The organism is Ornithinimicrobium sp. F0845 (assembly GCF_023015765.1).
Classification (GTDB): Bacteria; Actinomycetota; Actinomycetes; order Actinomycetales; family Dermatophilaceae; genus Ornithinicoccus.
In genome coordinates, this window is sequence record NZ_JALKAL010000012.1 from 1 (window position 1) to 16652 (window position 16652).

15 protein-coding genes are annotated in these 16652 nt (G+C 68.0%); 1 reads left to right on the plus strand and 14 read right to left on the minus strand.

Annotated features, from left to right (window positions below; genetic code table 11):
* Window positions 1-463 precede the first annotated feature (463 nt).
* Complete coding sequence (locus MWU75_RS15300; RefSeq protein WP_247092388.1) at window positions 464-1975, plus strand: zinc-ribbon domain-containing protein; 1512 nt, start codon at window positions 464-466, stop codon at window positions 1973-1975.
* Between the two features lie 51 nt (window positions 1976-2026).
* Here the strand turns inward: MWU75_RS15300 and MWU75_RS15305 are convergent, their stop codons facing one another.
* The 14 genes from MWU75_RS15305 to MWU75_RS15370 form a co-directional block, all read right to left on the minus strand.
* Window positions 2027-2197, minus strand: coding sequence for a hypothetical protein (locus MWU75_RS15305; protein ID WP_247092390.1), 171 nt, complete (start codon window positions 2195-2197; stop codon window positions 2027-2029).
* 264 nt (window positions 2198-2461) lie between these two features.
* Entirely contained in the window at window positions 2462-4582 is a 2121-nt protein-coding gene (locus MWU75_RS15310) for a DUF262 domain-containing protein (RefSeq protein ID WP_247092392.1), read from the minus strand.
* Window positions 4583-4863: 281 nt separating this feature from the next.
* Entirely contained in the window at window positions 4864-5523 is a 660-nt protein-coding gene (locus MWU75_RS15315; RefSeq protein WP_247092393.1) for a hypothetical protein, read from the minus strand.
* The gene (locus MWU75_RS15320) at window positions 5520-6974 is read right to left on the minus strand and encodes a TraM recognition domain-containing protein (RefSeq protein ID WP_247092395.1); all 1455 of its coding nucleotides are present in this window, start codon (window positions 6972-6974) and stop codon (window positions 5520-5522) included. The genes MWU75_RS15315 and MWU75_RS15320 overlap by 4 nt, the downstream gene beginning before the upstream one ends.
* Window positions 6974-7423 (minus strand): hypothetical protein, encoded by a 450-nt coding sequence (locus tag MWU75_RS15325; protein WP_247092396.1) that lies wholly within the window; start codon window positions 7421-7423, stop codon window positions 6974-6976. The genes MWU75_RS15320 and MWU75_RS15325 overlap by 1 nt, the downstream gene beginning before the upstream one ends.
* A 59-nt stretch (window positions 7424-7482) precedes the next feature.
* Window positions 7483-9057: a peptidoglycan DD-metalloendopeptidase family protein gene (locus tag MWU75_RS15330; RefSeq protein WP_247092398.1), complete on the minus strand. Its 1575-nt coding sequence runs from the start codon at window positions 9055-9057 to the stop codon at window positions 7483-7485.
* Window positions 9058-9066: 9 nt separating this feature from the next.
* On the minus strand, window positions 9067-10404 hold the full coding sequence (locus MWU75_RS15335) for an ATP-binding protein (RefSeq protein ID WP_247092400.1): 1338 nt from the start codon (window positions 10402-10404) through the stop codon (window positions 9067-9069).
* 187 nt (window positions 10405-10591) lie between these two features.
* Window positions 10592-12100: an SCO6880 family protein gene (locus MWU75_RS15340; RefSeq protein WP_247092402.1), complete on the minus strand. Its 1509-nt coding sequence runs from the start codon at window positions 12098-12100 to the stop codon at window positions 10592-10594.
* 64 nt (window positions 12101-12164) lie between these two features.
* The gene (locus MWU75_RS15345) at window positions 12165-13571 is read right to left on the minus strand and encodes a type IV secretion system protein (RefSeq protein ID WP_247092404.1); all 1407 of its coding nucleotides are present in this window, start codon (window positions 13569-13571) and stop codon (window positions 12165-12167) included.
* A 29-nt stretch (window positions 13572-13600) separates the two neighbouring features.
* Window positions 13601-14407, minus strand: coding sequence for a hypothetical protein (locus tag MWU75_RS15350; protein WP_247092406.1), 807 nt, complete (start codon window positions 14405-14407; stop codon window positions 13601-13603).
* A complete protein-coding gene (locus MWU75_RS15355) occupies window positions 14408-14719 on the minus strand; it encodes a hypothetical protein (protein ID WP_247092408.1) in 312 nt (103 codons plus the stop codon).
* Window positions 14697-15551 (minus strand): hypothetical protein, encoded by an 855-nt coding sequence (locus MWU75_RS15360; protein WP_247092409.1) that lies wholly within the window; start codon window positions 15549-15551, stop codon window positions 14697-14699. The genes MWU75_RS15355 and MWU75_RS15360 overlap by 23 nt, the downstream gene beginning before the upstream one ends.
* Window positions 15548-15766 carry a hypothetical protein gene (locus tag MWU75_RS15365; protein ID WP_247092411.1) on the minus strand — a complete coding sequence of 73 codons (219 nt, stop codon included), beginning with the start codon at window positions 15764-15766 and terminating at the stop codon, window positions 15548-15550. The genes MWU75_RS15360 and MWU75_RS15365 overlap by 4 nt, the downstream gene beginning before the upstream one ends.
* Window positions 15767-15801: 35 nt before the next feature.
* Window positions 15802-16623: a hypothetical protein gene (locus MWU75_RS15370; RefSeq protein ID WP_247092413.1), complete on the minus strand. Its 822-nt coding sequence runs from the start codon at window positions 16621-16623 to the stop codon at window positions 15802-15804.
* Between the last annotated feature and the right edge of the window lie 29 nt (window positions 16624-16652).

Sequence of the window (16652 nt, forward strand, 5' to 3'; positions counted from 1 at the left end):
GTGCCCGACGGGCTGCAGACCGAAAGTGAGCCACACCCACAGCGAGCTGGGTGGGCAGCCGCATGGAGAGCGTCCCGTCGAGCACCTAGATCGAGTCTGGCCAGACACCGACCCTGCGTCCAGTCTCTAGTAGCCGCGTCTGTCGCCGCTTCGTGACACCATCGGGGTCGTGGCTTCCGGAGTCCCGCAGTGTTCCAACGACGGGTGTGTGCGCCCGGCTGCGTTCAGGACGCGGACCAACCCTGCGTGGTGCGACGAGCACATCACCGCCATTCTCCGTGCGGGCGGGCTGGAGCCGTTGGAACCGTTCAGCGGACCCAAGAAGTGGCGGCTGACCCGCTGTCTGTCTTGCGGGTGCGAGGCGCATTACCGGTTCGAATACACCCTGGCCCAGAACAGCACAAGGGTCGCGACCTGCCGGGCCTGCTTCTGGCGGTCCTGGGCGGCACAGCAGCGTAGCGCCTTGCAGGGGCACGCAGACCTAACTCCACCGTCCGTCGCGGATGCGAAGGCGTACGCCGAACAGCATGGGTTCGAATACCTCGGCCCACTCACGAACCCCTCGCTTCTGGACGACCCGCATCGGACGAGGTGCAACTACTGCGGGCGGATTGCCGCACAGCGCCTGGGTGACATCGGCTGGGGCTGCCAATGCCAAACGAATCCGCGGCGGGCGATGCAGACATCAAACCTCTCGGGGCCCGGGAAGCCGGGCACGAGGGCGGGGAAGTACCTGCTGAAGGACTCCAGCCTTCCGGTCTTGGAGTGGTGGGATAACGCCGCGAACGAGGCCTCGGTCTGGGACACAGTGACGGTCAGAGCACGCCGAGAAGTGTTTTGGCGATGCCCGGAGTGCAACCTGAAGTTCAGCGCCCGTGTCCTCGACATGGTCGGGTATGCGAGTTGCCCGGACTGCTCAGTGAAACGGAAGGCTGAGCGAGATGCCGAGTACGCACGCCTGACGGTCACCGCCGTCGCCGACGTACCTGAGCTCGCAGAGGCCTGGGCCGACGACGCAGACCCGCAACAGGTCACCGTGGCTGGCGGGGGTATGACGCTCAGGCGCTTCCGCTGCCCTAAGGGCCACCACCCGCGCATCACACCACTCAGCTTCCTCCGATCTGGGTGCCCGTCCTGTCGTGGCAACCAGACCCGGAGAGAACGCCTCGAAGCCGTCGCGGCCGATCCGACGTCGCACGCTATGAACCGCGAGATCGCGGCGCAATGGCACCCTACGAGGAACGGCAACCTGAAACTCGAGACCATCTCGCCTGGGTCGCGCCGCACTGTGTGGTGGAGGAGTTGGGAGTGCGGTCACGAGTGGCAGGCCACTCCGGCAGAGCGCGAGAAGGGCCAGCGGCTGCGTTGCCCAGAGTGTCGCACCATCTTGGACTCGCTGGCCTACCACTTGCCCGAGGTCGCTGACGAGTGGTCGGCCCAGAACCCGTTGACGGCTTGGCAGGTGCGCCCAAGCGGCTCAACCGCGTTCACCCCAGTCTGGGTGTGTGCCAACAATCCCAACCACACGTGGAGCGCAACCCTTGCCAGTCGTGCCACTGGTTCGGGCTGCCCAGAGTGCCGCGAGGTCGGCAAATCGAAAGTAGAGCTAGCACACCACCAAGCTGCCATCCACGCTTTCGGCGCCGCGTCATCCGGACAGGCGATCATCGACGAGGCGTTCACGCACGGTGCCCGGTGGCTGGTCGACATCACCGCCGTCACCGCAGCCGGACTGAAGGTCGCGATCGAGTACGACGGCGCGTACTGGCACGCCGACAAGGTCACGGTCGACACCGCGAAGTCCCTCGACCTACTCGCCGCCGGCTGGCTCGTCGTCCGACTCCGCGAACACCCGCTCCGCCCCCTCGGCATAGACCACCCGAGGTACGCCGAGCTAACTGTGCACACCACAGCACCTGATCCCGACGGCGTCATAGGCCGGGTGCACGTCTGGGCCAGCACGTGTACACCCTGAACGCCGGCAAGATCTCCCCGAACGGTGCACTCCCCGGCACGATGAGTTGCCTCATTCCGCCGAGACGTCTTGGATCCCGACCTCGTGCGGACCGGCTGCGTCCTGAAGCACCGTCATCCCGGAGTCATCCGAGAGCTCTACGGTCCCGGTGTCAATCACTGCATCGTCCGGTTCATCGACCTGGAGGACGAACCCATCAGCACCATGGTCGGGTTCGACCATCGGGAGGATGGTCACTACCCAGGACTCTTGGTGCCTACCGAAACCGAGTGGTCACAGGCGCTGGGCAGCGGCTGGTGGAGCGCTTCGAGGCGCTCCTGACCCGCACGCTGGACGTTCGGTATTGCAGCCGGTCGCTCGTTCCGGAGTGTGCGTCATCCCGCCGCTCTCGCGCGGCCTTAGGCCATGGTGAAGCTACTGCGGAAGTCGCTTGCAAGGCGGCGACTGTCGCCTCGTCAACACCTAACTTTCACCTGCACAGTTGCGTCACGAGATCTGAGGACCCTCGTCGACTGGCATGGAGTTCTGGAACTCACTACGGACGTCCCGGAGTCGACGTCCGTCTGCAACCGCCCAGAAGTACCACCCATTGGTAGCGCTCTTGCGCACGGCGTGTCCAGCGGCAGACGGAGAACTGAAGCGCCTGCCCTCCATCTCGATCGCGCCATCCGCCGTCAGGGTCGCCTCCGTGCCCTTGAAGTCTCGATGGGTCGCCACGAGCTTTGCGCCTGGAACGAGGAACCCCGCCTCAATGAGGTGCTTCAACTCAACCCAGTCACCCGCCTTGGTCTGCGGATCAATCACCCTGCCATGGTGCCCTTCGGGGACCGGCCAGACGCGCAGGAGGGCTTCGATCAGCTCGCTCGTCCGCTCGTCGATGAGTGCTTCATCCCAGTCATCGTGCTCCGTCCGCTTGATGACACGACCCGTCAGAGTGATCGTGTTGTGGTCAAGTAGTGCGGAACGCTTCGACCGCCACGGACCGTTCGAGATCTTTGAGTTGAGGGACTTCGTCAGCAAAGTCAGGTTGCCGAACCGATGGACTCGCTCCTGTCGCGCCTCGGCCTCCTCCGGAGTCTCAACTGGCCAGGTCTCCTTCCAGGTTCGCGGAAGGAGATGCTCGATCGGATAGCCGTTCCGTTCGATCTGCGGCTGTCCAGTCTCGGTGCGGTAGGAGTCCTCGACGGCTTCAAGGAGCATGCGGAGCCGCCCACGCCGAAACCGGGTATAAGCGGGCTCCGTTGCGAGCGTGAGTCTGAGTTCTTCGTCCCCGGGCCAATAGGTGCTCGTGACGTTCAGGCGAGCCAGGTGACCTGACACACGCTCCACCAGCTCCTCCGCCGGTGCTGTCGAGTTGGCAGCGATGACGTCGGCCACCACCCGCCCAAGGTCGCTGCCCGCCAGCCTGAGCAACTGTCGGCGCACGACCCAGCTCTCGGCTGCGCTGACGACTCGCGCGATCACTTCGGCCGAGAGTGCCCGACCCGGTTCATGCAGCCAGATGAGGAGCGGCTTGAGGACTTCGACGCCACCGGCTTGCATCCGGTACACCGCCATCTCGGTGGGACTCAGGCTCCCACCCGGGCGAGCCGCTGCTTCGGTCCATGCTTCGTACTGCTGTGCCTGCTGCTTGATCACTGGCAGGAGGTCCGCCATCGTGACCCCGGACTCGTGCTCCACAAACGACTTGAAGCGCGTGAAGGTCGCCTGCGGGCTCACTTCCTCGCCGGTTTTCGCCATCAGCCACTGGTTGAGGAATAGGGAGCTTCGGCTGATGAAGTTGCGCCCGACGCTCACGTCGCGCATCCAGAACTTCGTCTCAAACGGCCAGTCCTCACGGTAGGCCTTCGCCGTGTCTCCACCCTCGGCCTCAAGGCGCTGAAAAACGAAGTTGCGCACCAGGTCCGCTGCGGTAAGCGGAGTGCCGCGAGCGTTGAGGGTCTCGAAGATCTCTTGAGAGTTCTCAGATGCTTCCAACTCGATGGAGACCAGCTGGATGCCATCGAGCAGGACGTTCGTGAGCTCATTCGCTCTGTCGGCGTACGCGTCCGTCCCCGGCGCCCCCAGCCACTGCTCAACCACCGTGGAGAAGTAGCTGTGCGCCGCAACTAGCTGCGAGTCAGCGTGCTGCAGGTCAGCATGGTCGATGGGCGGCTCGGCGGACATCACCTCATCGAAGGCTGCCCGGTCACGATTGAGGTGGCGAACCTTCAGCCGACTGTCACCGTCCTCAACGAACCTCTCGTCGTTGTGAGTAAGCCGTTCGAGCTGATCGGACAGTCTTGAGTGGCCTGACTGAGCGAGAAGGGAACCAGCCGCGTCTGTCAGGATGTGCAAGGTCGTCAGACGCTGCTGGCCGTCGATCACGTTCCACTTGGTCAGACGCTGAGACTGGGCCTCGTGGGACTGGATGACGACCGCACCGAGGAAATGGGTTACCCCCAGACGCGGCTCGTCGATGCGACGCTCAGCGATACGGCGGATGTCCATCCACAGCGGCTCCCACTGCTCACTCTCCTTCCACACATAGGGCCGCTGGAACAACGGGATCACAAAGTGCTGGGGGAGGTTGAACAACTGCAGGGGCGTCCGCTTGAAGGTCTCCACCCACCTAATCCTGCCCTCTCGGTCCGACAGGCCGGTACGGGTGTCACAAGATCCCTCGCAAAACGGCTACCTGAGCGTGACTGTCAGCTCGCCTTGTCGGAAGAGCGACGACCGCTCACCCGACCACGACACCACCGCCAACACGCGCGTGCTCGTGAGTCGAACAAGCGTGTGCAGGCAGGTTACGAAGCCGCGTCTATCCGCCGCGACTGCCGCACCAGTCGACGGGTCGACCACGTCGTTGAGGCCAGTGGTCCATCCGGGACATAGGCTTCGGTCAGTCACCAGGCCTCACCGGTCTCCGTGTTGACCTGATGCCCGTCGATGAGCTGCAGGTGCGGGATCTGCAGGCTGTTGTCGTGGGCTGAGTGCAGCTGACGAAGGTGGTCGACGTCGCGACCGTAGTGCACGTCTCGGTGCTTGTGGGAGTCCTGGAAGCGGGTGTGTCCGGGGCGGGACGGCCAGTCGTGGTGGCGGCTGTCGCAGGCGGTGTGCACCCGGGTTCGGCAGCGGTCGAAGAAGGCGGGGAGGGCGTAGCGGTGCCATTCCTCGAGTGCGTCGCTGTGGATGGCCTGGCCTGCTTTGTGACGTTGGTCGGCAAGGACCGCGACCTCGTGGACGAGGTGGGGGTGGCAGGGCCAGCAGGCGGGGATGAGGTGGACCGGGTTCCAGACGTGCTCGGTGTTGATCCAGTCGACGACGGCTTCGAGCCAGTCCCACAGTTCCTCGCGCAGCTGGGGCAGGTCGATTGAGCCGGGGTCCCAGGGTCGTGGGAGCAGGCCGGGGTCGCCGACGGCGTCGCGTTGCGCGTCGTCACCGTTGAGAGCCAGGTCGAGTTCGCGGTAGGCCAGGCGGAGGCCTCTTCCGGGTCGGGGGAAGGGTCTGGCCAGCGGGTAGCGCGGACGTCCGGGTGGTCGTGTCTGCGGGTCGGGATAGGTCACTGCTCGAACCCGGGGGTGAGGAGGCCGTGCTGGCGTGCTGCGGCCAGGGCGGCGATGGCGCGTGTCTCGGGGGTGATCGTGGTGGCGCGGTGGGTGTGGACCTGTTGGCGGAGTCTGGCCTGGTCGCCCAGGAGTGCCTTGCCGACATGGCCGTCGATGCAGCGGTGCAGGCGGGCCATGATCGGTCTGCCGTTCTCGGAGATGACCAGCGCGTGTCGTTCCTTGATCTGTCGGATCTCTGAGCCGGTGAGGATGGGGATGTCCTCCCCGGAGAAGCTGCGGCCACCGCGGTGGCCGGTGTTCCAGGTGGACCGGCCGACGCGGACCTTGCCGACCAGGTCGGAGATCTCCTGGTTGAAGGCGACGTCCTTGGACCCGCCGAAGATGACCAGGTTGTTGGTGAGCCCGAGGACGGCCCGGGCTTCCTGCTGGCCGAAGATCGAGTCCAGCTGGGCCCGGGTCTGCGCGGCCCAGATGAACGAGAGCCCCAGAGCCCGCTCGTTCGCCATCCTGGTCCGCAGGGTCGGCAGCGGCGCGGTGGAGGGCAGCTCGTCCAGGCACGCAAGCATCGGCGGGCACAGCCGCCCCCAAGGGGACCGTTGGACCATGGCCAGGGCGGTGTCCAGGACATGCTCGGTCAGGGCGGTCATCAACGGTGAGGCGGAGGCGTAGGGATCCTCGCGGCCGAGCAGGTAGATCGTGCCGCCGGCGGACAGGAGCTCGGCGATGTCGGTCGCGGGCCGGCCGGGTCCGGGGACGCACCGTCTGCGCATCGGTTCCTGGAAGAACAGGGACAGGGCCTGCTGGACGGTGGTGACGGTGTTCCCCGCGGTGCGTTCGTCTCCGTGGAGGGCCCCGTGCAGCAGCCCATGCCAGAACTGGGCGGCCTGGGGGTGGGTGCGCAGGATCTCTGCAGGTTCGGCAGTCGAGCGGGGGTCGGCCACCCACTCCAGGACGTCGTCGAGGTTGCGTCTGGTCAGTGCGGCGGCGTGGAAGTAGGCCTGGATGACCTTGGCGGCCTCGGCGGCGTAGAACCGGGCGGCCTGGTCGCCATACCCCTCGGCGACGGCACCCTTGATCGTGCCGGCGGTGAACGCCTTGGCGCGTCGCTCGGCCACCACCGCATCGACGCATCCCTCGATCGGGTCCCAGACCAGCTCGGGCAGGCCCGGGACCAGCCCGAAAGGGTCGAGCACGGCGCAGGGGCGCCCACCGGTGGAGCGGGCGGTGAAGGTCAGCAACAGGTCGTCGGGTTTTGTGAGGGTGACCAACGCGGCACCGGGGGCGTCCAGCAGTGCCGGGGTGAGCAGGTCCAGGGTCTTGCCCGACCCTTGGGGACCGATGACGCCGGCGGTGCGGTCCCACGGCACCCACAGGTCGACGCCCACCGGTGCGGTGGACCTGCCCAGGTTCCACCCGACGTCCCGCGGGTCCAATCGTGTCGTTCTCATCAGTGGGCCTTTCCGTAGAGGTCGGGCCGGATGATGGCCCGGTGCCTGCGCAGCCGGGAGGTGCCGAGCAGCTTGGTCGCCTCGGCCTTGCTTGCCGTGCCGCGCAGCCGCCCGGGTCCCCACCGCTTCATGGCCAGGATCGCGGCCGCGCCGGTGAGCACCAGGGCGATGACCTCGGCGACGATGATCCAGGCGCGGAGCGCGGCCGGGCCCGCGACGCGTGCGGGCGGGTCGGCCAGGCCCGCGGCGGCGTCCCCGCCGAGCAGTGCGGGCAGGGAACTGAACAGGTCGGTGGGGTGAGGCCATGCCAGGGGTCCGCCGGCGAACAGGTTGGCCGTTGCGCGTCCAGCGTGGACTCCAAGGACCAGGACGAGGATGACGGCCAGGGCGCACGCCAACGGGATCTCGAACGTCCAGGGGTGGGGGTTGCGTACCCGCTCGTGCTGCATGTGAGTCCTCCGGTCAGGCGACGTTGTTACCCAAGGCGACGAGGCGCCTGCCCGGGGTCTCAGTGCTGCGGCGTGGGGTTGTCGGAGATGTTTCCCAGGCGCCAGATCTCGAAGATGTTGTTGTCCAGGGCGTGCTGATAACCGAAGAAGCCGACTCCCTTGGTCGGGTTCGCGGCCTCGATCGACGTCAGGGTGGTCGGGTCCCAGACGAACCCGACGTGGCCGATCGTGTGTGGCCCCAGGTACGAGTCGAAAAAGAACAGGTCACCGGGCTGCGCCTGGTCGACTGGCACCCTGAACCCGTTGCCGGAGGCCAGCCAGTCCCGTTGTGCCTGGGCGGTGCGGGGCGCGCTGATCCCGATGGCGGCCATGGCTGTCTGGGTCAGGGACGAGCAGTCCCAGGCATCGGGGCCGGTGGCGCCCAGGATGTAGGCGTCCCCGTCCTGGGCGGCGGCGAACTCGAGCATTGTCCGCACCCGTTCGCTGGTGACCGGGGGCAGGTCAGGGTTGCCGGTCCCGCCCTCGCAGTGCACCGGGGATCCCACGACCAGCCCGCCGCCGTACGCGTGGGCGTAGTGCAGGACGTCGTTGACGTACCAATCGGCGTGGTTGTAGGCGAACAGCGCGTCCCGCACCCCTTGCGGTCCGTTGGTGAGGCCGGCGGCGAGCAGGTAGTTGCCGGCCGAGAAGATCGAGTCGGCGTCGTTGTGGATGTCTGCGATGCCGTCACCATCGCCGTCGATCCCGTAGGCCGCGAAGGTCGCGGGCATGAACTGCATCAGCCCCTGGGCGCCGGCCGAGCTGGTGGCGATATTTCGTCCGTGCGCCGTCTCCGCCATCCCGATGCCGGCCAGCAGGGTCCACGGGATGTTGTGCTCCGCGGCAGCGGCCTCGTACAGCGACCGGATCTGCGGCGGGATGGTCAACGGGGGGTTCTGCAGGGAGTCCTGCCGCGGTTCCCCGGCCGGTGGCAGCTCGAACCCCAGGCCTCCTTCGCCGTCCTCGGGGAGTTCGGGCACCCACGGTGGCAGCGACCCCTCCCACGGCGGCGGGGATGGTGTCACGGCGACCCCGTTCAGGGGGGCACCGCGCTCGAGCATGAACGGCACAGGGTCGATCGGTTCCCCGCCGGAGTGGACCTCGAAGTGCAGGTGCGAACCGGTCGAGTCTCCGGTCGAGCCTTCGATCCCGACCTGTTGACCGATGTGGACCTGGTCCCCGACGGAGAGGCTGCTGGGGTGGGCGAGGTGCAGGTACCGGGTGCTGATGCCGCCGCCGTGCTCGATGGTAACGGTGTTGCCTCCACCACTGGAGAACTGTGCCGCCGTGACGGTTCCGGCGCTTGCCGCCACGACCTTGCCGCCGGGAGGCTGGGAGACCAGGTCCACCCCGGCGTGCAGCCGCCACTCCTTGTGAATGGGGTGGAACCGATGCCCAAACCCGGAGGTGACCGTGTAGGCGCTCTCGTACGGTGCACGCCAGTCACCGGTGGCAGGCAGCGCTCCCTCGCAGGTGACGATTCGGTGCTCCTCCGCCACCGCTGGGGAGCCGACTGTGGTCACCAGCACGATCACCGAAAGCGGGGCCCCCAGGATCAGCACGAAGGCCGCAATCACGCTCAGGACCGCTTTCACGACGAACTTCTAACCTGCGGCCCGGATTCCGGTGTTGGTGTCCGCCAGCTGGGCCTCGACCGGGTGCAGCACCGTGGCGACCTTGTACATCCGGTCCCCCACCTGCCACAGCGCCCTGCCGGGCTCCTGGCGTGCCCAGGTCGTGATCGCCTCCACGGCCAGCGGTCCGAGGCCGAGGATCTCGTCGAGCTCGCGGGCGACCTTCAGGCCCTGACCGTGCAGGATCTTGATGTCAGCCAGGTGCATCATGTCCTTGGCGATGGTCTGCGCCTGCGAACCGTCGTCGCCGGCGGAGAGCAGGTCGGAGGGTTTGTGCCCCACCGCGTACTGGATGTCACCACCCTGTCCGGCGAACCCGCGGGATAGCCGCATGTCTGCGTCAAACGCCTTGACCGCCTCGGGCCCCAGCCTCAGCTGGCGCCATGCCTCGTCCCGCACCACGATGCGCTGGTCCCCGCGGGCAACAACCTCCCGCTGGCCGGTGCCCCAGGAACCCAGACAGGTCAACGCAATACCCACCGCATCCTTGGGGAGCCGGGACAGCGACAGGGACTGGATCGGTGCCAGCCAGTCGATCGAGAAGTTCGTGTGGTCGTCGAACAGGCCGGCGAGCGGCCCGTCGACCAGCTGCCCCAGCGCGTCGCGCAGGATCCGGGTGGAGTCCATGAATGCCCGCCGGTCGGCATACCGGGTCTGGGCGACGAGCTCGGCGGACGGGTTGTCCAGCGCCGCCCACAGTTTCGGGATGGTTGTCTCGGTGGGCCGGCTCGCGCCGCGGCTGTACCCGGTCAGGTGAGCCAGCGCGGCACGGACGACGGCATCCTCGCTCGGGCCGAAGGGCACCAGTGCCTCACCGATCTGTTGGGACCCGACCAGGGCGCGCACCAGGGTCAACCACCGGGAAAACACGGACTGTGCCCGCCGCTGCGCCTCTACGCGGTCCAACCGGTCCCACCCGTGCGCCAGCGGTCCGAGGGACAGCGGGTTCACCCTGCTGCTCAGCCCCTGGCCCAGGGCGATCGGCTCCACCCCGAGGAAGGTGCACAGCCCCTCGTACTCGTCCTTGGTGTCGCCAAGAATCAGGGACCGATACCCGAAGTCCATCATCCGCAGGATGAACGCTTTGGTCGTGCCGGACTTGCCGGTGCCGGGCTTGCCGAAGCACATGATGTTCGGGTTGGTCACCGGCACGTCGGGCCGCACCACCCACCCCAGCGGGTCGCAGTGGAACGCCGCCCCGGAACGGATGTCGATACCCATCTGTGCGCCGGTCGGGGGTAGGGCCGGGGTCGCGATCAACGGCCAGAACGCGGGTGCCTGGTCGCTGGTCATCCGCCAGGCCGCCACGGGCGCACTAGACGGTGCCCAGCCGCGCCCGGCCTGACGCCTCCCGCGCGGGCTCCTCTGGTGAAAGACCCGCGGCTCACGAGCCGCCTTGACCGTGGCGGCGACCCGGGGGGTCTCGTGACCGAAGTCCGCGAGCAGACGTGAGACGTCGCGACCGCCGCGGCGAGGGCGAGGGGCCGGCGCCATGTCAGACCGCCGCCCGGCGGGTGAGACTAATGCCCATCGGCACCACGGACGCCGCGAAGGCCACGTCGTGGGCCAGGTCCAGGCGCAGCGGCGCGAAACCGGCACGGCGGATCGAGGCGTCCAACCGTCGTCCTGCCTCTGCCGCACGCACCGTCTTGGGGACCGTCACCGTCGCCACGGCGTAGGGCACCACCAGACTGTTGCCCCGGGCGAGCTTGCCCTCCAAAGCGCGCACCTTGTCCATCTCGTCGCGGTTCTTGGTGCGTTCCTTCATCCTCGCGGCCGCGCGCAGGCTCTGGCCCAGGTCCGCGCCGAACTCGCTGTTGGCGGACGCTCGGTCGGCCCGGCCCGCCGGCACCACCGGGTAGCAGACCATGAAGCTGCGTCGCTCACCGTCCTGGTGGGAGGCCAACACTGGTGCCAGCGCGCCCATCGCTGCTCCCTTGACCGGCAGCCTGACCGTGGCTGAGACACTGTTCCAGGCGTCGTGGGAGTAGTGCCGCGGCGCCGCGTCGGCACCGGAAGGGCCGGCCAGCGCCCACGGCACGTCCGCGTTCACCTCCTCGTCGTGCTGCGCGGCAGCCAGCGCCTCGACGATCCCGGCACGGTCGCCGGGCGCGAAGCCGGTACGGCAGGCCGCTGCCAGTTGCGGGCTGGTGAGCCACTCCACGCTGGAGACACCGACACCTGCGCGCAGACCGGACTCGACCTCAGCGATCGCCTGATACAGGGCGCGGGCACGGCCGTTGATCCCACCGCCGAACTCCTTGGCGACCTTCCCCAACCGTGACTCCGGCACCACGACGGTCACATACTCCTCGGTGCGCACCGTCGCAGCCGTGAGCGACTCATGCAGGTCGTCGTTGATTCGACTCACCGGCTCCGGGGCGTGCAGGCTGCGGTGGCGCCTCACCCAGTCGTCCCGCTCCGCGCCATCCTCGGGGACGGTGCGGACCAGGAAGATGAGCTCGCTGGTGAACTCGGTACGCGCGGTCGCATCGAGCAGTTCGGTCAGTCCCGCGCCGTACAGATCGCGGTCGTCTTTCTCAGCCATCCCGAGGCCCGGGTGCACGATAGTGGCGGTGACCGCCCAGGTCCGGGTCGCGTGGTTCTGGATGATCGCGATCCTGCGCTGATGGTGGCCGGTGGGTGGGCCCTCATGGATGGTGACGCTGGCCAAGATGCCGGGCAGGTCCGGCGCCCCGTCACCGGCCGCCTGGCCGGTGCTCGCCTTGGCCCGGAACTTCGTCCAGCCGAACAGAGTTCCCCAGGCCAGGCGTAGGGTGGCGCCGATCCACCCGGTCACGGAGCGGCCACGGGCAGGGACCGCCACGATCAGGAAGAGGACTCCCCAGCCCAGGACTAGCATTCCGGCTGCCAACCAGTTCTTGGCCGAGACCGACGCTGCTACCGGCAGGACCGCGACCGTAAGCAGACCCAGCTGCCAGCCCGTCAGTCCGAAGAACCACCCGATTCGGGCTCGTGTGTAGTCGCCGTAGACGGTCATCATGGCTTGCCTTCCTGCGGGATACGGTGTCTGCTCCCTAGGCCCGCGACTGACCTGTGGGGTCTCATCACTTCACTCCGCCCGCAGCGCCGCCGGCTCCACCGCCGCCGGCTCCCAGTCCTCCACCGGTGCTGGGGTTGGCCTGGGCCGGTGGGGGCGTCGCGACCACTCCCCCACTGCCGGGGGATCCGTCGCCGCCCTGCTGATCGTTCTGATCCTCGCCGCGCTGTTCCGGGGTCTTCGCGCGGGCGGGGCGTCCACGCTTTGTGGGTTGGAAGTCGGGGACGTAGTTGTTGTGCCCTGCGCCCATCTGGTTGGCGATGTCGGCACCCACCACGGCCCCCCTGGTGCCCGCGGAGACCATCGCGTTCACCCCGATGCCTACACCTGCGCCCACCACGCCGGCGACACCGCCAATCGCTGCGCCGCCGCGTGATGCCATGGTCCCGACGGCCTTGCCTGTTCGCTGGTTGGCCTCGCCCTCGGCAGAGACCTCGCTGCTCGAACGGCCCTGACTGTCGAGGCTGGAGGCCGCGTTCGAGCCGGACGAACGGTCGCGGCTGGCCAGCCCGCGGAGACCGCCCTGGGCCTCCATCCCGGCGCGCATCGCCGCACCCGACTGCGTACCGGGGTCGACGAACGCCAACATTTTGAACAGCGCCAACGGGGAGAAGCAGGCAATGCAGATCAGGAACACACCGGGGATCGCCGTGCCGACCGTCTTGGCCAGACCGTCAGCCTCCCCGCTGACCACCCCGCTGGTCAGAGCGATGCCCAGACCCAGCACCAGGGCGATGACCAGCGGGGTAAACGCCGCGGCGTGGAACCACCGGTTCGCCTTCCAGAACCAGGACCGGGAGAACCCGCTGGCCAATCCCGCGGCCGCGATCGGGGCGGTGGCCACCAACACGATCAGCGCGCCCGCCCGGGTGAGCATGACCAGGAGGAATCCGACTGCCCCCGCCCATAAGAACAAGCCCATGAAGCCCAGCACCGTGGCCAGCACGGTGTCTGTCACATCCTCGGTGGCAATGAACGACACCCCAGAGGGCTCCCAGTGCCCGAAGCGGTCAACACCGAACATGGCCTGCATCAACGCTGCTGTCAGCCCCTGGACAGCTGCAAGGATCATCACGCAGTAGCTGATCCAGCAGACGAGCACCACGATGAACTGGCCCAGACCGATTCCGGCGTCGGCCAGGTCGCCACCGTCCCGACGGAACGCGGCCCACCCCAGCTGGGCAACGGCGAGGATCACCACCAGCGACAGGGCCAGCCAGTACGTGTACTGGTAGACCTGGCCCGCTGGCCCGGTCGCCGAGATGTCCGGGGTCATGATCGTGTCGATGAACCCCAGCACCCACTTGAAGAACCACAGCCCGCCGCTCCAGACCACCAGCATGATCGAGGTCCAGGTGTCGACCACGAGCTCGCCCACGGCCTTCTTGGCCAACCACTCAAACGGGTTCGGCATACTCCTGCTCCCTTGCGGTCGTGTCGAGTTCAGTTGCCGGGCGTCCAGGTACGCCAACCGGCCTGGACCGCCAGGTCGGTACCCGGCCACGTCGAGGGCGCGGGGGCTACCTGGGTGGTGGTGTCTATGAGCCACCGGTCCCCCTGCCAGGTCATGGCCTCGCAGTGCCCGTAGGCAACCTGGGCGTCATCCACCAGCACCGCCCGGATATCCAGGAGTACGCACGCCACCACCCAGTCCTGGCCGTCGACCCCCTTGACCTGTCCGGCCGCCGGGGTGACGGTCACTGCAAGGCCGGCCTCCTTCTCCTGGCCGCTCTGGGCTGCTGCGGTGAGGAAGTCTGTGACGTTGGTCGTCATCACCCACTGTTTCGGATCACCCTCACCGGTCCCCCACTGCCGGTAGACCTCATGCGTGGCGGGTACCGACATGCCCTGCAGGACCACGACGTCGATCGCCGCCAGCTGGGCCACCGCCCCCTCCGGGGAGCGGGGATAGCCGGTTGGCACCCCCACCGGCCCTGTCGACCTCGCCGGTGGAATGACGATCGATTCCGCGACCGCGGCGCTGACCTCCCCCTCCTGGTAGGCCCGCGGGTCTTCCACTTCCAGCATGGGACCGGCCGCGATCAGTTCCCGCCGGTCCTGCCCGCTCTCGGGAAGGATCAGTTGCGTGGTCTCCACCGTGGCGACCTGGGCGGTGTTTTCCTGGCCGCCGCGTAGTACCTGCCAGACGAACAGCCCCAGCCCGAGGATCAGCAGGAGTCCGACTCCCGCCGCGGCGACCAATATCGTCAGCAGCCGCCTGCGGCTCCAGACCGAGGCATCCGCAGTCATCTAGATGCACCCGCTGCCCAACATCGCGTCGAGGATGCCCGGCAGGATCAGATATCCGATCACCGCAATGAAGACGACAACCAGGCCGACGATGCCCGTGGTGCTGGCGTGCGGCATCCCAAACATGCGGCCAGCGACCACTGCGCCTATCGCAATGATGATGCCGAGGAAGAACAGGATGCCCACGCCCCACAGGACATAGCCCATGATGCTGTCGACGTGGGTCTGGGCACCCGGTGGTGCCTTGGGGCACACCTGGGCGACGAGCGTGGCGGCCTGGAGGCCTGCGTCACTGACGCTGCTGACGAGCATGAGTGGTTCCCTTCTGGTTGTTGGTCCCCGCGGCCAGCCCGGTGAGCTGGACGATCTGGGTTGCCGCGGCGAGGACGCCGCGAGGCAGGGGTTCGGTGTCCAGGCCCCGGACGTGCAGGCCCGGATCGTCTGGGACCACCACCAGGGCTTGGTCGAGGACGGTTCGGGCGTGGGGTCCGAGGCAGTGCTGAACCTCGCGTGCCCAGCGACGGGCCTTCGGGCCTCGTACCGCGATAGCGAGGAGCTGACGGGCGGGGTCGAGGTGGAGCAGGGCGCCTTCCAGTCGGCGCATCCCAGGGACCGTGGCGGTCGTGACCAGGACGAGGCGATCGGCGTCCAGCACTGCTTCCCTCAGCCATCCCGACGACAGTGCGAGAGTCTGCGTGTCCCAGCCAGGGTCGAGGACGTGGAGCACCGCAGCGTCAACCGCATCCGGTAGGGGTGTCTCTGCCGGGGTGAGAGCCCCTCCAACGATGCGGTCGACGACGGCGTGGTCGCGGCTTCCGCGGAGCCACCCTGAGCCTGTCTCACCTAGCTCTGCGGTGGCGTAGGCCACCAGACCGCTCGTGCCGGGCCCGCACGCCTCGACCAGGTGAGTCGGGCCGGCGAAGGTGCTGGCGACCGCAGCGGCGATGGTGCTGGCGCCGGCCGCGCCGTGGCAGCCGATGACCGGCAGCACCGGTGCGTGGAGCCGCCAGAGCGGTCCTGGCTCGCTGTCTCCTGGCGTAGACGTCCCGGTGGTGCGCGGACGCGCCCCCGGACGGTGCCGGAACTGTCCCTCTTGGACGGCATGCCAGGCGCGCTGCAGCTCGCTCACGCTCGTCACGCTCATCCTTGCGACCCTTCGTCGGCGAGGCGTTCACGCCGCTGCGTGATGGCCCACCGCACGGCCTCGGAAGGGATGCCGGCAAGCGCGACCTTCGCAGCCTGCACGTCCTGGAGGCGCCGGACGGCGCGCTCCAGGTCGGCCAGTGCGTCCGGCCCTGTGCAGGAGAGTTCCAGTAGCCGTTCCACGTCTCGCCTGTCCTGATCGGTGTTGTCCGTCACGTCGTCCAAAGGCGGGTGGCCCGTGGGTCGGGGTCTCACGCGGACCGGACCTGGGTTGCGTAGGTGCCCTGGAGCACCGTCAGCGCGCTTTTGGCGCGTCGGCAGACGGTCGCTCGCGAGATCCCCCGTTCGGCAGCCACGACGGCTGCAGCCTCCCTGCCCAGCAGTCCCGCATGCCCCCGGCTGGCCCGGGGGCTCTCGGCCGCATCTGCCAGTTCCAGGAGGATGCGACAGTCATCCAGATCCACCCGTCCCTCGGTGGCCGCCACCTCGAGGAGGTCGTGGAGCAGGTCGCACGCGCCGGGGCTCGAGGCGGTGCTGTCCTCGCCCGGCTGGACTGGCTGCCACGGCGGCCTGAGTGCGTGGATCAGTTCGATGTCGTCCACCGGCACCTCACGTGAGCGGGCAGCCCGCCGGCGACGGGACAGGCCGAGCTCCTCCACTGCGTCCCGTCGGGTGTTCATCAGAAGGGTGCCGGCCACCTGGATGCCCTTGCTCCAGTTGACGGTGCGTGCGGAGAGCCACAGCTGGGCCGCCACTAGTTGGTCGACCTTGTCGCTGAGCGGCATTAGGGACTGAGCCATCCGTACCGCCCCGGGCATGAGCAGCCACAGCAGTGCACCGGCCGCGGCGGGGTCGTCCCCGCCGTCCTCAGCGCCGAGTTCCGCCAGTGTCAGAAGGACGGTGTTCACCGCTCCCGGGTCGGTCTGCCGCCTCACCCAGGTCCGCAGGTCGGGCAGTTCATCGCACACCCCCAGCACCGGTCGGGCTCGTTTCCAGCCGTGCCATCGGTCACAGGCCAGCACCCACAGATCCCCGTCGGGCATCCCCAGCCCCAGTTGCGTCTCCAAGCTCATGGCCAGTTCCTCTCGTCGTGTGAGCACGA